Here is a 16,687-nt window from a genome sequence, read left to right on the forward strand (position 1 = left end):
CGAACAAACGTAGGACCAAGGGTTAGCCTGTCGATATGAACAACGTCAGGGTACTTGTCTTGGACGACCACGAGGTCGTACGTCGCGGCATTTGTGACATTCTCGACCGTGCAGACGGCATCGAGGTTGTGGCGGAGGCCGGAACGGTCGCGCAAGCGGTCCGTCGCGCCGATGCGGTGCGTCCCGACGTGGTCCTTTCGGACCTACGTCTTCCCGACGGTACCGGCCTTGAGCTCATCGCTCACGTGCGGCGTACCCTGCCCGATTGCCACATCATCGTGCTCACGTCGTACGACGATGACGAGGCCCGCAGCGCGGCCCGTACGGCTGGTGCCGACATGTTCCTGCCCAAGACCGCAGGCTCTCAGCAAGTGGTCGAGGCCGTTCGCCTCGCTGCAACCGGCAAGGAGCACGGCCAGCACATTCGCGTGCGAGACGACGAAGTGCTGGGGCGTTTGACCCCGATGGAGCGTCGCGTCGTGGAACTCGTGGGTCAGGGCCTTGCCAACCGCGAGATCGGCGACGAACTCGGCATTGCGGAAAAGACCGTCAAGAACCACGTCACGAGCGTGTTGTCGAAGATGGGCTTGCAGCGCCGTACGCAGGTGGTGGCCTGGGCGACGCGTCGCCACGCCGCGTCGTTTAGGGGATAGACCAGCGACGAAGAGTTCCTAGCTGGCGAGGACGTTCCACACGGCGCGGGTGCCGGGCCGTTCGGCGTCCTCGTTGATGGGGTCGAGAGAGAAGCTGCCGCGGCGGCGTAGCGCCCTGTTCGCCAGGTTTGATGTGCCCGAGTGGCGCGAGAAGGCGCCGGAAGGGCCCACGCCGTCGTCTTCGATAATGACGCTCAGCCTGCCGTCCTTCGCTGAAATGGTGACGGAGGACGACGTCGCGTGAGCGTGCCGTGCCGTGTTCGAGAGCAACTCGCGAATCACGGCGATGATGTCATCCGACAGGGTCGGATCGCTGTCGACAGCTCGCGAAGCTGCGCCCCAGTCATCTACTGACAGGAACGGCACGAATCCCAACGAGTCCTGAGCGAGGATGAGTTCCCGCCTGACACGCTCGGCGAGGGGTTCCGACGTGCGATCGCCCTGCAACTGGCTCATCACGCCACGCACCTCGTGCTGGGCGCGCTTGACGTGCTCGAGCGTCGACGCGAGGCGGTCGCGTGCCTCGGGAGCGACGTCGTCCGTCAAAGCCTCCAACTGCATGGCCGTAGCGAAGAGTTCCTGAGACACGAAGTCATGGAGGTCGTCGGCGATGCGCTCCCGCTCCTCAAGCAGGTTCGACACGTTGCGCACGTGCGCGAGTTCGGCGAACTGGAGAGCAAGCGCGGCCTGGTTGGAAAAGCGCTGAGCGGTCGCCAGGTCGTGGTCGTCGAAGGTGTTGTAGTTCTTCTCTCGCCACAGCATGAGCAGGCCAAGAGTGCGTGCGCCTGCCAAGAGCGGTGCGTACAGCGTGGGGCCGAAGCCGCGCACGGGGTCAAGGATCGTCGGCCCAGGAGGCTCTTGAGCGATCGTTCCCTGGCCTGCCCTGATGACGGACATCGCGAATCCGTCAGACGGCAGGATCAGCCCTAGTAGTTCATCGGCCTTCTCACCGTGGGTAAACTCCATCACCCATTCGTCGTCGATACCAGGCAAGACGAGTGCGGCGGCCGCCGCCCCAGAGAGCTCCTTTGCCGACGCCACGATGCGGGCGATGGCCGTCTCGTCTCCTGGGTTGGCGAGAAGGGCGGTCGTGATGGCTTGCGATGCCGCGAGCCAGTTCTCGCGCTCAAGCGACTCTTCGAAGAGTTGGGCGTTGTCGATCGCGACGGAGGCGGCCGACGCGAGCGCCTGCACCGTTGCCTCGTCAGTCTTGGTGAAGCCGCCCTTTTTTGAGGCGAGGTAGAGGTAGCCGAAGACGGAACCGCGCGCCTTAAGGGCGCAGCCAAGGAACGAGCCAAGCGGCGGGTGACCTTTCGGCAGACCCTTGAAGGAGGGGTGTTCGGTGATTTCGGCGATCACCAGGGTTCCCTCGCTGGGGATCTCGGCGAGCGTGCCGACGCTATTGGGGGCGCGCGGAATCATCTGCCAGATGGATGCGTCCATGCCCTGATAGTGAAAGTCGACTGAGATGCCGTTCTCGTCCAGCACGTTGATGGCCGCGAGCGGAGCGCCCGTGGTCTTCATGGCCGCCTCAAGCATCTTGTTGAGCACTGAGGGCAGGTCGAGTTGGCGATTGAGCGACAGGATCGCGTCCGTCACCGCGTCCGACATGGGTCGATCCTCTCCGCCGAGGGGGTTAACTGCCATCGAGCGTCACCACCTTATCGACCACATCAAGAATTCCGAGATCGTGCGTGACGATCACCACCGACCTTCCGCGGGCTCTCATCGCCCCGACAAGAGCGCGCAAGGCCTCGATTCCGTCGGTGTCGAGATGCTCGGCCGGCTCATCGATCAAGTGGATGGGTGCTTCGCTCACCAGCGCGCGTGCTAGCAGCAGCCGGCGGCGCTCACCGCCAGACACGGTGTTGCCTCCCGCTCCTAGCGGCGTGTCGAGACCCTCTGGTAGGCCGTCGAGCCAGTCGCCCAACTGGACGGCCTCGAGGGCGGCACGGGCCTGGTCCTCGGTGATGGCGCCATTCGCGACGCGCAGGTTCTCCAGCAAGGTGGTGCCAAAGAGGTGAGCGTCTTCAGGGGTCATCGCAATCGTGCGACCGAGCGTGGTGGGGCCTACTGGTTGCCCTTCCACGAGCGCGGCGCCGGTGGCGGGCTCCAGTGCTCCGGCCATCGTCAGGAGCAGCGTGGTCTTGCCGATGCCTGAGCGGCCGACGATGCCAAGAGCGCCTCCAGGTTCAATGGTCGCCGTGACGGGCACGGTCGGTGTCATTCCTGGCCAGGCCGCGCTGAGTTGGTCGAGATGCAGGGTGGGGGATTCTGGGGCGGCCGTGTCCGCTGCGGGGCCCACCCCCTCAGGAGCGATGTGCGCTGGGTCAGCCGCCCCGCCGGGCGCCTCTGAGGGCCCTTCCTCCACCATCGCTTGCACTCGTCGCGCAGCTGTAGAAGATCTGAACGCCTGCTGAATCGCTGCGGGCACCGCCGTCACGGCCTCGAAAGCCGCGAGCGGCAGGAGCGCCACCACCGCGGTGTCAGTGGGGGGAAGTCCAGCGTGCCTGGCCGCAGAGACGGCGAGCCACAGTGCGAGCACCAGCGCAGCGCCCTGGGCTCCCTGGAGAGCTGCGGCAGCCCAGGCGGCAGGCTTCGCGGAGAGTTCGGCGGCATGCTCGGCATCGAGGTCGGCCGCGCGCAGTTCCTCCGCGGCGTCTTCCGACGTGCCCCACACGCGATGCTCGGCCGCTCCCTCGATGGCCTCAAGAGTTGCGGTGGAGACGCGTGCCGCCGCCGCCGTGCCGGCGATGGCTGCCGCACGAGCGGCACGCCACGTCATGAGCCCGGACCCCACGGCTGCTGCTAGCAGGCAAGCAGCCAGTGCCGCTCCCGCAACAGGCAGATACGCCGTGGTAATCGCGATCGAGATGAGGCTGACGGTGCCAGCCACGCCCAACGGGATGAGGGAGCGCACCACGGCGTCGCCCATCGCGTCGATGTCGCCGCCCATGCGAGCCACGATGTCGCCGCGGCGAAGCGCAAGCACGCGCGAGGCGCCGGTGCTCGCGACAGACTCGTAGGTTCTGGTGCGCAGCGCCACCACGCCGCCGAGCGCAGTCTGGTGGCTTGCAAGCCTCTCAAGGTAACGAAACAGGCCGCGCGAGATGCCAAAGAACCGGACAGTGACGGCGGCGAGGCCGAGTTCTGCAGGGGAGGGCATTCCTGCCGCCTTCGCGATCATCCACGCGGCGACGGCAGCGAGGCCCACGGCCGCGCCGAGCGCCATGGTGCCCGCCGCAACCGACAAGAGCACCTGTCCAGGTCGGACTTCCGCATTGCGGAGCAATGCCCGCCAGTCCAGTCGGCGCTGGGAGGCGGACGCCCCGAAACGAGTCGACTGCTGAGCGGCAGTCATGGTGCGATCCCGACGACGGCTGCGCGCACCTCGACCACAGCGTCGGCCGCCTCGATCACCAAAGGGTCATGAGTGGCAACGACGACTGTCGCGCCATCGCGGGCGAGGGCGGCGATGCGTCGCACCAGGCCGGCCCGAGCCTCGCCGTCGAGGTGGGCGGTGGGCTCGTCGAAGAGCAGCACGGGCCTGCCGGAGGTCAGCGCCCGCTCGTACGCTGCGAGTTGGCGCTGGCCGAGGCTCAGCTCGCGACCCGCGGGGCCCAGTTCGGGCCGCTGTGGCACCCACGCGCATTGGCTGGTCCATGCGTCAGGGTCGCTGTCGGCCAATGCGGCGGCACGCCCCGCGACGGTTGCGGTCACGGAACCGCCGTCAGGTGAGAGCAGCCCCGCGAGCGCCAGCAGTGCCGTGGACTTACCTTCGCCGTTGGGGCCGCGCAGCACGGTCATCTGCCCAGGGAGCGCGCGCATGGTGAGGCGGGCAGGCGCGTTCCTGGTGCCGTCGGGGGTGGCGACCGAGACGTCGTCGAACAGAAGCGTTGCTCCGGTGAAGTCCATCACCGCTCCGCCAGGGGTGCCCACCACCGGCGTCGGCTGTTCCAGGATCGCAAACGCAGCGTCGGCTGCGGCCATGCCATCGGCTGAGGCGTGGAAGTGGGTGCCGACATTGCGGACGGGGAGGTAGACCTCTGGCGCCAGAATGAGCACCGCAAGAGCCGTCTCGATCGACACGTTGCCATCGATCAGGCGGAATCCAAGGGTCACGGCGACGATCGCGACGGACAGCGTCGTCAAGAGCTCCAACACGAAGCCAGACAAGAACGCGATGCGAAGGGAGCCCATCGTCGCGTTCTTGGAGGCGGTGCCCAACTCTCGCACTCGCGCCGCAGGCCCCCGCTCACGGCCGAGGGCGCGCAAGGTGGGCACGCCGGCGATGAGGTCAAGGGTGCGGGCGCCGAGCCTCTCCATGGCTTCCAGGTGGCTGCGGGAGCGCTCGCGGGTCAAGAGGCCGACCAGAATCATGAAGAGCGGCACCAACGGAAGCGTGAGGGCAACGATCAGCGCGGAGAGCCAGTCGAGGCCGAGGACAACCACCAGCATGAGCGGCGTGACCGTCGACGCCAGCATCAGCTGCGGGACGTAGCGCACAAAGTAGGGGAGAAGGCCGTCGAGCCCGCGAGTGACGGTGGTGACGACCTCGGCGCCCTTGCCGGAGGCGATCCAGCGAGGGCCCATCCTGGCGGCATGGGCAACGACGGCCTCGCGCAACTGCGAGACCACTTTGGTGCCAGCCCTGTGCGCCAATCGTTCCTGAACCCACACAAGCGCGACCCTGACAACGACCACCAGCACCAACAGCGGCAGGCCGGTTTCGAGCACTCGGGCGCCCAGGGGCACAAGAGAGCCGAGCGGGCCGAGGCCATCCTCCGTGAGCGGCGCAGGAGCGAGAACAGGAGCGAGCATGCGCGACACCAGCAGCGCCTGGAACAGGATGGTCAACGCGGTCAGAAAACCAAGCGCCGCCGTCACGATCACGTAACGGCGGGCTGGCCCGATCCGCGCGATGAGGCGCGGGTCGATTGGTTTCATCGAGTCCCTAGTTCTTGGTAAACGTCAACTCGTTGTGCTCGGGCATGTGGTCTTCTGACAGCCGACGCCTGAACACCCAGTACGACCACGCCTGGTAGGCCAGGACCAGCGGGGTGAAGATTCCGGCCACCCATGTCATCACCACGAGCGTAGTGTGCGAGGAGCGGGCGTTGTCGACGGTGAGGCTGAAGGCCGCGTCCGTGGTGGAGGGCATCACGTCGGGGTAGAGCGAGCCGAAGATGAGCACCACCGCGCCGACGATCGCCAACGCGTTGAAGGTGAAGGCGAGGCCGAAACGGTCCGCGCGGCTGTACCACGCCGCACCGATGAGGCCGATAGCGGCGACCAGGAGGGCACCCCACGTCCAGGCATTCTCGGAGTAGGCCAGTTGCAGCCACACCGCCCACACCGCTCCGACCACGACGGCGGCGAGGGAGGCGGGCTTGGCGAACGCCTTGGCGCGGTCGAACACGGCGCCCGAGGTCTTGAGCGACAGGAAGATCGCGCCGTGGCTGAGGAAGATCGCGAGTGTCACCAGGCCGCCCAGCAAGGCGAAGGGGTTGAGCAGGTTGAAGAACCCGCCCGTGTAGGTGAAGGTCTCGTCGATCGGCACACCGCGCACGATGTTCGCGAACGCGACGCCCCACAGGATCGATGGCACCCACGATGAGACCACGATGGCGAGGGTCCACCGATTGCGCCAGTTCTCGTCGTTGATCTTTGCCCGGTATTCGATCGCGACGGCGCGAACAATGAGCGCCAGCAGGATCAGCAGGAGCGGCAGGTAAAAGCCGGAAAAGAGCGTGGCATACCACTCGGGGAAGGCAGCGAAGGTGGCGCCACCGGCAGTGAGAAGCCACACCTCGTTGCCGTCCCACACGGGGCCGATGGTGTTGATGAGCACGCGCTTGCCCTTGGCGGTCTTGCCGACGATGGGCATCAGCATGCCGACACCGAAGTCGAAACCCTCAAGCACGAGGTAACCGGTCCACAGGACCGCGATCAGGATGAACCAGAAGTCTGCGAGATTCATGAGTTAAGTTCCTTCCGGCCTAGTACGCGAACGACAGCGGTCGGTCGTCATCGTCACTGGGGTTTGGTTCCTCGAAAGCGGGCGCGCCCTCTTGGGCATACCGGCTGGTGAGGCGGTACCAGAAGACACCGAGAATGGCGTAGACGATGGTGAAGATGATCATGGACGTCGCCACTTCAAACGTGCTGGCGGCTTTCGACACGCCATGCTCGGTGAGGAGGGCGACCATGCCGGTGCCGTCGTAGGTGGGGTTGGGCGCGACCACAAACGGCTGGCGACCCATCTCCGTGAAGATCCAGCCGAACGACGCCGCGAGGTAGGGCATCGGTAGCGAGACCAGGGCGAGCGTACGCATCCACGGCTTGGTGACGGTGCCGCCCTTGCGAGTGAACCACAGCACCGTGAGCGCGAGCGCTGCGGAGAATGCTGCGAGGCCAATCATGAGACGGAACGACCAGTACGTCACGGCCAGGTTGGGGCGCGTGTCCTTGTCGACGGTGTAGCCGTCCACGGCGGGGACGACGGTCTCCTCCGTGCCTTGGCCCGCGTACTGACGCTGCAACTCGTTGAGGCCCGTGACCTTGGCGTCGAAACTGCCCTCGGCCAGGTAGGAAGTGAGGCCGGGGATCGACAGCACGTGGGTGACCGAGCCGGGATCGTCGCCCGCGAGGTTGCCGAACGCCAGGAGCGAGAAGGGCGCGCTGGTCTCGGACTCGATGATGCCCTCGGCGGCGGCCATCTTCATGGGTTGCTGCTCGAACATCAGCTTGGCCTGGACGTCGCCCGTCACGATGACCGCGAGGCCAGCAATGATCATGGTGACAGCACCAAGCCGTGATGCGGTGCGGTACAGCGAGACGTCGGGGGAGTCCGCGGCTTCACCCTGGCGATGCTTCTTGACCATCCAGTAGACGGCAATACCCGCGACGAACGTGCCCGCCACAAGGAAGGCGGTGGCGATGACGTGCGGGAACGCGGCAAGGGTGGTGCTGTTGGTGAGCACCTGCCAGATGTTCGTCATCTCCGCACGGCCGGTCTCGGGGTTGAACTCAGTACCCACCGGGTGCTGCATCCAAGAGTTGGCGGCGATGATGAAGTACGCAGAGATGTTGGAGCCGATGGCGAAGAGCCACACCACCGCGAGGTGGACCTTCTTGGACAGGCGGTCCCACCCGAAGATCCAGACGCCAAGGAAGGTCGACTCAAGGAAGAACGCGATCAGCGCCTCCATCGCGAGCGGAGCACCAAAGATGTCGCCGACGTAGCGTGAGTACTCGGACCAGTTCATGCCGAACTGGAACTCCTGGACGATGCCGGTAGCGACGCCGAGCGCGAAGTTGATGAGCAGCAGTTTGCCGTAGAACTTGGTGAGACGCAGCCACTTTTCTTTGCCGGTCCGCACCCACATGGTCTGCATGATCGCTACCAGGATCGACAGCCCGAGTGTCAGCGGAACGAGGATAAAGTGATAGACAGTCGTGATGCCGAACTGCCAGCGCGCGAGTTCCAGCGCTTCCATCGGGTGTCCTCCCTTGACGTGTAGGCACAACTTACTCGGGGGGGTATTGCACGGGACTGGGACTCAGGTCCCGGGTTTCGCACCTCCGCGGACAGGTCCCAGAGGTGGCGTCCCGGAAAGATCCCGGTTCTGACGCGGGACGGCGCGCGGTTCAGCAGTCTATCAGACCTGGTCCGTGTGTGTATGCGGTCCTCGAAGCGGGATCGTCGAGCGAGCCGGTCCCGGGTGGCACACGGGACCTCGGTGCCGCATCGACACGGGTCGCGCCCGTGAGCGCAGCCCGCCTGCTTTCGTCGGCGCGCCACGACAAAAGCCCCGTTTCAGGTGGGGTATGCCACAATGGCCACAGGTCAGCGCTTCTCCACACGAAGTGCCCACCACGCGACAGACACACCGGCCTTGGCTGACAGCGGAGCAATCCGCCAGGCGCCGCCCCGGAATGGTCCGCCGCGACCATGAGACTTCCGTCACCGAGAGTGGCGACCGACGAAGACGCCGGGGCCGAGTGTGGTCGGCCTTGACGCTGTGAGGTACCCGCTGTGAGCGAGGACAACACCACTACCACCCCCAACGCCGTGATCTTCCAAGCACCGCAGATGGCCCCGGAGAGCCCGCCAAAGCGCGCGCCCCGCAGGGCATCGGCGCCCGCGGGACCGCCGTCGGCCGCAGACAAGCCGAGCCAGGCGCCTAAGGCGACCGCCTCGTCCAGGAGGGGCAAGGCCGCCAGCGGCGACGACGCCCAGAAGGCTTCCGGCTCCGACAACGGCGACGCCGGCGAGGCAAAGCCCAAGCGCACTCGTGCCAAGAAGGCAGCCCCGACGGCGAGCGAAGGCGATCAGCCGAAGGACCAGCAGGACGGCGACGTCCAAGCGTCGGGCAGCAAGGGCCAGGACGCTTCCGGTGACAGCGACAGCGACGGCGACGACGCTGCTAAGCGCCGACGCAGGCGTGGCGGCCGCGGTCGCGGCAAGAAGCGCACCGACGGCGAGGGCGACGACAACGCCGCGGAACCGTCGAGCGCGGACGACTCCGGTTCAGAAGACTCGAACGACTCCGGTTCAGGCGACGACGCGAGTGACGACGGCGACGGCTCCGGCACTTCGCGCAGGCGCAGGCGCCGCAGCAGGGGCTCGCGCTCGTCCTCATCTAATGCGTCGTCATCCTCCAGCAGCAACGACGACCAACTCCAAGGCTCCACGCGACTGCAGGCCAAGCGTCAGCGTCGGCGTGATTCCAGGGATGGCCAACGTCGTCGCCCCGTGATCTCCGAGGCCGAGTTCTTGGCCAGGCGTGAGTCCGTCAAGCGCGACATGGTGGTGCGCGAGAAGGACGGCCGCGTGCAGATCGCCGTGCTTGAGGACGACGTGCTGGTCGAGCACTACGTGAGCCACCAGGCCGAGGCCTCGATGGCAGGCAACGTCTACCTTGGCCGCGTGCAGAACGTGCTGCCAGGCATGGAGGCCGCGTTCGTTGACGTGGGTCGCGGTCGCAATGCCGTGCTGTACGCAGGCGAGGTCAACTGGGACGCCGCAGGGCTCGACGGCAAGCCAAAGCGCATCGAGCTTGCTCTCAAGCCAGGCGACACCGTCATGGTGCAGGTCACCAAGGACCCGATCGGCCACAAGGGCGCTCGCGTCACCTCACAGATTTCGCTCGCAGGGCGCTTCCTCGTGTATGTGCCAGGCGGGGGAGTGACCGGCATCAGCCGCAAGCTTCCCGACACCGAGCGCAACCGCCTCAAGAAGTTGCTGCGCGAAGTGATCCCTGCCGACGCTGGGGTCATCGTCCGTACGGCAGCCGAGGGCGCCTCCGAGGAGGAGTTGCGTGCAGACGTCGAGCGACTCAAGCGCCAGTGGGAGTCGATTGAGGCCGAGGCTCAAGGCGGCAAGGCGCCGCAATTGCTGCGCGCCGAGCCCGACATGGCCATTCGCGTGGTCCGTGACATCTTCAACGAAGACTTCGAGTCCCTCACCATTCAGGGCGAGGACACCTGGAACTCCCTGAGCGCCTACGTGGGCCAGGTCGCCACCGACCTCGCTCCGCGCCTGCACCGCTTTGTGGGCGACGGAGACGTGTTCGCGGCCCACCGGATCGACGAGCAGCTCACCAAGGGGATGGACCGCAAGGTGTGGCTGCCCTCCGGCGGCTCGCTCGTGATCGACCGCACCGAGGCCATGACGGTGGTGGACGTCAACACCGGCAAGTTTGTGGGCAAGGGCGGCACTCTCGAAGAGACGATGACGCTCAACAACCTCGAGGCTGCTGAAGAAATCGTGCGACAGCTGAGGCTGCGCGACATCGGCGGCATCATCGTGATCGACTTTGTCGACATGCTGCTCGAGGCGAACCGCGACCGCGTGCTGCGCCGCCTGATCGAGTGCCTGTCTCGCGACCGCACCAAGCACCAGGTGGCAGAGGTCACCTCTCTTGGCCTGGTCCAGATGACCCGCAAGCGCGTGGGCCAGGGTCTGGTCGAGGCGTTCTCAGAGACGTGCGAGCACTGCAAGGGCCGCGGCTTCTTGGTGCACGGTGAGCCCGTGGGCGAGGCGACCGAGAAGCAGCCAGAGCAGCCGCGCAGGCGAAACTCGCGCGGAGGCTCCGGAAAGGCCAAGGCAGACGAGCCGAAGCCTGCGGCGGAGGTGCCAGCACTCGACCAGCGCGACGAGTCGCGCGAGATGGTCAAGGCGACCTTGGCGTCCATCGCCGCGGCCGCCGAGAAGGCGCACCACGCTCACGAAGAAGCAGACACGGAGACGGTTGCGGAGGCAACCGAGGACGCGCCGACGTCCGATTGACCTGAGCGCCGTCTGACACGTATAGTTGTCCGTCGGCGCGCAAGCGCCCAGCCCTGCCTGCGCCCTCCTTGGGAGCGGCTGCGGCGGGACCCCCCTGGCCCATAAGGGCCGCGAGTAAACGAGCTTCAAGAGGAAGTCATCATGGTGTACGCGATTGTCAAGGCCGGCGGCCGTCAGGAGAAGGTGTCCGTAGGCGACGTCGTCGTCGTGGACCGTCTTCGGTCGAAGACCGGCGAGTCCGTTGAGCTTCCCGCTCTGCTGCTGGTTGACGGTGACAAGGTCACCTCGGCCGCCAAGGACCTCGCCAAGGTCAAGGTCACTGCAGAGGTGGTGCGCGACGAGCGTGGACCCAAGATCCACATCCTCAAGTTTAAGAACAAGACCGGCTACCGCAAGCGCCAGGGCCACCGTCAGGATCTGACGCGGCTCAAGGTCACAGGCATCAAGTAAGCGAGGACTGAACCATGGCACACAAAAAGGGCGCGAGCTCCTCGCGCAACGGTCGCGATTCCAACGCTCAGTACCTCGGCGTGAAGCGCTTTGGCGGCCAGGTCGTCAACGCAGGCGAGATCCTGATCCGTCAGCGCGGCACCCACTTCCACCCCGGCCTCAATGTAGGCCGTGGCAAGGACGACACCCTGTTCGCCCTCGAGGCAGGCGCGGTTGAGTTCACGAAGCGTCGTGGCCGCAAGGTCATCGACGTGGTCGCCAGCTAGATCCCCAAGTCTTTTCCAACAGGGGCGTCACCAGTGGTGGCGCCCCTGTTGCTTTCTCTCGTAACGTCGATCCCAAGGAGGAGCCATGGCCACGTTCGTTGACCGCGTGACGCTGCACGTGACCGCGGGCTCCGGGGGTCACGGCGTGGCCTCCGTGCACCGCGAAAAGTTCAAGCCCCTCGGCGGCCCAGACGGCGGCAACGGCGGGCGCGGCGGTTCCGTCATCGTCGTCGTTGATGCCCAGATGACCACCCTGCTCGACTACCACCACGCCCCTCACCGCAAGGCAAGCAACGGCAAGCAAGGCGCCGGCGACATGCGTCACGGAGCGAACGCCGACGACCTTCGACTGTCGGTGCCTAACGGCACCATGGTCGTGAGCCCAGAGGGCGAAGTCCTGGCTGACCTGGTGGGAGACGGCGCCGAGTACATCGTCGCCCAAGGTGGTCGCGGTGGGCTTGGCAACGCTGCCCTCGCCACTCAGAAGCGCAAGGCGCCAGGCTTCGCGTTGTTGGGCGAGCCTGGCGAAGAGGCCACTGTTGTCCTGGAGCTCAAGTCGATCGCCGACGTCGCGCTGGTGGGCTATCCCAGCGCTGGCAAGTCGTCCCTCATTGCGGCCATGAGCGCGGTGCGACCCAAAATCGCCGACTATCCCTTCACCACGCTGGTGCCCAACCTCGGCGTCGTGGAAACTGGCGGCGGGCGCTTCACGATGGCCGACGTCCCTGGACTGATTCCCGGCGCGTCAGAGGGCAAGGGCCTTGGCCACGACTTCTTGAGGCACATCGAGCGCTGCTCAGTGATCGCCCACGTGCTTGACACGGCCACGCTGGAATCTGACAGGGATCCGGTTAGGGACCTCGAGGCGATTTCCGACGAACTGCGCGCCTACTCCGGCGACGCTCACATCGCTGGGGTGCCGCTCGCCGAACGCCCGCAGGTGATCGTGCTCAACAAGATCGACATCCCCGACGGCCGTGAGCTCGCGGCGATGGTGCGCGGCGAACTCGATGCTCTCGGCATGCCGGTGTTTGAGGTCAGTGCCGTCAGCCACGAGGGGCTTCGCGAGTTTGGCTTCGCGCTGGCCGACATGGTGGCGCACGAGCGCGCCAAAGCGCCCGTCTTGGAGCGGGCGCCCATCGTGGTGCGCCCTCGCGCCGTCAACGAGACAGGCTTCACCGTCACCCACGTGCGGGACGGTGCCGAGGACTACTTCCAGGTGCTCGGCCCCAAGCCAGAGCGCTGGGTCAAGCAAACCAACTTCGCCAATGACGAGGCCGTCGGCTACCTCGCGGACCGTCTTGCGCGCATCGGCGTGGAGACGGAGCTCTTTGCTGCGGGAGCCGTTCCAGGTGCCCAGGTGGTGATCGGCGATCGCGAGACCGGCGTCGTCTTCGATTGGGAGCCCACCATGGTGGCTGGTGCAGAGCTGCTCGGCCGACGCGGCACCGACTTGCGCGTCGAAGAGATGGAGCGCAACGCTCGCGCGACCCGTGCGGAGAAGCGCGCCGAACACAAGGAGCGCATGGACGCAAAGTCTGCGGCGCGTGAGGAACTGTGGAACGAGCGCAATGCGGGACACTGGACCGACCCAGCAGAGGACGAGCAGAAGTAGACGGAGGAATCGTGGGCGAGCTGCGCGGCGTCATCGCTGGTGCGAGGCGGGTCGTGGTGAAGATCGGCTCCTCGTCGCTGACGGGTGCCGACGGCCACCTGTCGCGTGACGCCGTCACCGCCCTGGCCGACGTGCTGGCAGCCGAGCGCCTTGCCGGCAGGCAGATCATCCTGGTGACGTCGGGAGCGATCGCGGCGGGCATCGGGCCCATGGGGCTCCCCGCGCGTCCGCGCGACCTTGAGATGCAGCAGGCGGCGGCGTCGGTGGGGCAGGGCCTGCTCGTTGCCGCGTACACGGAGGCCTTCGCCCGGCACGGCCTGACCACGGGCCAGGTGCTCCTCACGAGCGATGACATGGTGCGCCGCACCCACTACGGCAACGCCCAACGTGCGCTCAACCGCCTGCTTGACCTGGGCGTCGTCCCGATCGTGAATGAGAACGACACTGTCGCCACGGATGAGATCCGTTTTGGCGACAACGACCGCCTGGCGGCGCTGGTGGCGACTGTGGCGCACGCTGACGCTCTGGTGCTGCTCACGGACGTCGATGGGCTCTACACGGCCGCCCCCGACACGCCGGGCGCCGAGCGCATCGTGGAGGTCACTGATCCTCAAGACGTGGCGGGCATCGACATTTCGCGGCGCGGCTCTGCCCTGGGCACCGGCGGCATGATTACCAAGCTTGAGGCGGCCTCGCTCGCGACCACATCGGGAGTGGTGGTGGTGCTGACGTCCGCAGGGAACGCGGCCGACGCTTTGGCAGGGCATCCTGTGGGCACCCTTTTTCATGTGACAGGTAAGCGCGACACGACGCGGCTGCAGTGGCTGGCTCACGCCGCGAAGGTGCGCGGGGCGTTTGTATTGGACGACGGCGCGGTTCGGGCGGTTTCCGGACGGCGTGCGTCGCTGCTTGCGGCAGGCGTAGTCGAGGTGCGCGGCGCCTTCGAGGCGGGGGAGCCGGTGGAGCTCCTGACGCGCGCGGGCATGGTGGTGGCGCGTGGCTTCGCGGGATTCTCCGCAGAGGAGGCCGACCGCATGAAGGGGCTCTCAACCGGAGCCCTTCGAGAGTCTCTGGGCGAGGTCTTCGCGCGCGAGCTCATCCACATCGACGACCTCGTGGTGCTGTAGGCGCCGCTCGCACCAGGTTGCCCCGGCTGCCGCAACCGCGGGCCAGCACCGCGCGCCCCGCGCGCTGCGCGCATGGGGCCGCGGTGCAGGCACGCCCGTAGCGGGTGGACAGTTTGAACCGTCCGGGCGCGCGACACGCCGGTCTTGAGGCTCGTGAGGCGGCGAGTCGCGGCGTGTCGCGGTCAGAACGGTTCGCAGTGTCGGAGGGCGGGGCGGGCGCCGTGGCCGAGCTCGGTCCGGCCGATGGGTTGCGACGAGGCCGCCGGGGATGCGAGTCAGGGCCGCGTGAGGTGCGCCTTCACGTCGGCGAGTTCCTGATCGTGCACCGAGTGCGCCAACCCTGGGTACACCTTCTCTGTCAGGGTCGTCTGCGTCTTAAGCCACGCCGAAGCTGCAGTGACCAGCGTTTCCGGGACCACAGCGTCGGCCGTGCCCCTGCCCCAGAAAACGGGAGGTAGCGTTTCGGCGAGGCGAGCGTCGGCCGGTTGCGGCTCGGCAAGGACGAAGCCGCTCAGAATGACGGTGTCCTTGATCCGCTCTGGACGGGTCCGCAAGAGCTGACTGGCCATCATGCCGCCCTGCGAAAAGCCCACGGTGACAAGCCGGGCAGTAGCAGGCACGTTGTCGTCAATCCACTCCCACAGCGCATCCGTCGCGGATTCGATGGGCGCCGGATCGAGCCAACGGCTGGCGTCGCCCGCCAGAGGGAACCAGGCCGCCCCTCCGTATCCCATCTCCAACGGCGCGCGCACCGACGCCCACGGCGCATCCACACCTAGATAGGGAGCGATGCCGGGCAGGTCGCGCTCGTTGGAGCCGTAGCCGTGCAGGAGCAGGACGACGGTCTCGGGCGCGGGGTGGTCCGCCCAATCGGGGCTGTATAGCGCTTCGAGGGTCATGACTCCAGTAAACCGCGAACCATGGCGGTGCCACCGCCACCCTGACCGGCCCGCATGCCCGCGCCTACACTGGTCGGCATGACTGACACTGTGATCTCCCCCGACGTCGAAGCCGCCGTCCTCGAGGCATGCCAGCGCGCCAAGGTTGCCTCGCGGGCGCTCGCGACAGCCACCAGGATCACCAAGGACGCCGCGCTGCATGCCATGGCAGACGGTTTGGTGGCCGACGCCGCCCGCATCGTCGCGGCGAACGCGAAGGACGTTGACCGCGAGCGGGACGGCGGCATGAGCCCAGGCCTCCTGGACAGGCTGACGCTCACGGAGGAGCGCATCACGACGATCGCAGAGGCGCTGCGCTTCCTCGCGTCCCTGCCGGACCCCGTGGGGGAGATCAGGCGCGGTTCCACGCTGCCCAACGGCTTGCGGCTCACCCAGAAGGCCGTGCCGATGGGCGTGGTCGGCATGATCTACGAGGCACGACCCAACGTCACCGTGGATGCGGCGGGCTTGGCGCTCAAGTCAGGAAACGCAGCGGTGTTGCGCGGGGGGTCGGCGGCGGCCGAGTCCAACGAGGTGATCGTGGCGGTGCTGCAGGACGCGCTCGAGTCCGTCGGCTTGCCGCGCGATTGCGTGCAGTCCATCGATGCGTACGGGCGCGAGGGCGCGAGGGTGCTCATGCACGCGCGCGGCCTGGTGGACGTGCTGGTGCCGCGCGGCGGGCGGGGGCTCATCCAGACGGTGGTCAAGGAATCGACCGTGCCAGCGATCGAGACGGGGGAGGGCAACTGTCACGTCTACCTCGACGCCTCTGCGCCGCTCGAGCGGTCCATCAACATCGTCATCAACTCGAAGACTCACCGCGTGGGTGTGTGCAACGCGGCCGAGACGCTGCTGGTGCACAAAGACGCAGAGGACAAGTTGCCTGCCGTGCTGGCGGCTCTCCACGCATCAGGAGTGACGCTCCACGTCGACGACGCTGCTGCGAGCCTTGCCCCTGACAACGTCCCGACGGTGCCTGCCATGGAGGAGGACTGGGAGACGGAGTACTTGTCGATGGACCTCGCGGTCAAGGTGGTGGACGACATTGACGAGGCAATCGCGCACATCCGGCGCTACTCGACGGGCCACACTGAGGCGATCGTCACGGACGACATCAACGCCGCAGAGCACTTCGTATCCCACTTGGACAGCGCCGCAGTGATGGTCAACGCGTCGACCCGCTTCACCGATGGCGGCGAGTTTGGCTTGGGGGCCGAGATCGGGATCTCCACGCAGAAGTTGCACGCGCGCGGCCCCATGGGCCTCGCGGAACTCACCACGACCACGTGGGTGGTCTACGGCGACGGGCACGTCCGCGGCTAGCGAGTCGTTCCTTTCGTGAGG

13 protein-coding genes are annotated in these 16,687 nt (G+C 66.8%); 7 read left to right on the forward strand and 6 right to left on the reverse strand.

All coding sequences use genetic code 11. The features are described from left to right. Window positions 1-35 precede the first annotated feature (35 nt). Window positions 36-653 carry a response regulator transcription factor gene (locus LGT36_RS02660; RefSeq protein ID WP_226096913.1) on the forward strand — a complete coding sequence of 206 codons (618 nt, stop codon included), beginning with the start codon at window positions 36-38 and terminating at the stop codon, window positions 651-653. Window positions 654-671: 18 nt separating this feature from the next. Here the strand turns inward: LGT36_RS02660 and LGT36_RS02665 are convergent, their stop codons facing one another. The 5 genes from LGT36_RS02665 to LGT36_RS02685 are packed head-to-tail and all read right to left on the reverse strand — an operon-like array spanning window position 672 to window position 8,152. Continuing rightward, a complete protein-coding gene (locus LGT36_RS02665) occupies window positions 672-2,264 on the reverse strand; it encodes a GAF domain-containing sensor histidine kinase (RefSeq protein WP_226096912.1) in 1,593 nt (530 codons plus the stop codon). Between the two features lie 25 nt (window positions 2,265-2,289). Next, entirely contained in the window at window positions 2,290-4,014 is a 1,725-nt protein-coding gene (gene cydC, locus LGT36_RS02670) for a thiol reductant ABC exporter subunit CydC (RefSeq protein ID WP_226096911.1), read from the reverse strand. Beyond that, window positions 4,011-5,600: an ABC transporter ATP-binding protein/permease gene (locus tag LGT36_RS02675; protein WP_226096910.1), complete on the reverse strand. Its 1,590-nt coding sequence runs from the start codon at window positions 5,598-5,600 to the stop codon at window positions 4,011-4,013. Before LGT36_RS02675 ends, cydC begins: the two co-directional genes overlap by 4 nt. A 7-nt stretch (window positions 5,601-5,607) precedes the next feature. Further along, window positions 5,608-6,633, reverse strand: coding sequence for a cytochrome d ubiquinol oxidase subunit II (gene cydB, locus LGT36_RS02680; protein ID WP_226096909.1), 1,026 nt, complete (start codon window positions 6,631-6,633; stop codon window positions 5,608-5,610). A gap of 19 nt (window positions 6,634-6,652) precedes the next feature. Then, window positions 6,653-8,152, reverse strand: a complete 1,500-nt coding sequence (locus LGT36_RS02685; protein WP_226096908.1) for a cytochrome ubiquinol oxidase subunit I — start codon at window positions 8,150-8,152, stop codon at window positions 6,653-6,655. 539 nt (window positions 8,153-8,691) lie between these two features. Here LGT36_RS02685 and LGT36_RS02690 point away from each other — a divergent pair. From LGT36_RS02690 to proB, 5 genes are all read left to right on the forward strand, one after another. Continuing rightward, the gene (locus tag LGT36_RS02690) at window positions 8,692-10,947 is read left to right on the forward strand and encodes an Rne/Rng family ribonuclease (protein WP_226096907.1); all 2,256 of its coding nucleotides are present in this window, start codon (window positions 8,692-8,694) and stop codon (window positions 10,945-10,947) included. 141 nt (window positions 10,948-11,088) lie between these two features. Next, window positions 11,089-11,397, forward strand: a complete 309-nt coding sequence (gene rplU / locus LGT36_RS02695) for a 50S ribosomal protein L21 (protein WP_226096906.1) — start codon at window positions 11,089-11,091, stop codon at window positions 11,395-11,397. Between the two features lie 14 nt (window positions 11,398-11,411). Beyond that, window positions 11,412-11,663 (forward strand): 50S ribosomal protein L27, encoded by a 252-nt coding sequence (gene rpmA / locus LGT36_RS02700; protein ID WP_226096902.1) that lies wholly within the window; start codon window positions 11,412-11,414, stop codon window positions 11,661-11,663. 85 nt (window positions 11,664-11,748) lie between these two features. Continuing rightward, window positions 11,749-13,278, forward strand: coding sequence for a GTPase ObgE (gene obgE, locus LGT36_RS02705; protein WP_226096901.1), 1,530 nt, complete (start codon window positions 11,749-11,751; stop codon window positions 13,276-13,278). Window positions 13,279-13,289: 11 nt separating this feature from the next. After that, window positions 13,290-14,405 carry a glutamate 5-kinase gene (gene proB / locus LGT36_RS02710; protein WP_226096900.1) on the forward strand — a complete coding sequence of 372 codons (1,116 nt, stop codon included), beginning with the start codon at window positions 13,290-13,292 and terminating at the stop codon, window positions 14,403-14,405. A gap of 275 nt (window positions 14,406-14,680) precedes the next feature. Here the strand turns inward: proB and LGT36_RS02715 are convergent, their stop codons facing one another. Continuing rightward, window positions 14,681-15,304, reverse strand: coding sequence for an alpha/beta hydrolase (locus LGT36_RS02715; protein WP_226264502.1), 624 nt, complete (start codon window positions 15,302-15,304; stop codon window positions 14,681-14,683). A 78-nt stretch (window positions 15,305-15,382) separates the two neighbouring features. Here LGT36_RS02715 and LGT36_RS02720 point away from each other — a divergent pair, with 78 nt between their 5' ends. Continuing rightward, on the forward strand, window positions 15,383-16,666 hold the full coding sequence (locus tag LGT36_RS02720) for a glutamate-5-semialdehyde dehydrogenase (RefSeq protein ID WP_226095091.1): 1,284 nt from the start codon (window positions 15,383-15,385) through the stop codon (window positions 16,664-16,666). Window positions 16,667-16,687 lie beyond the last annotated feature (21 nt).

The sequence above is a fragment of the Demequina sp. TMPB413 genome (assembly GCF_020447105.2).
Classification (GTDB): domain Bacteria; phylum Actinomycetota; class Actinomycetes; order Actinomycetales; family Demequinaceae; genus Demequina.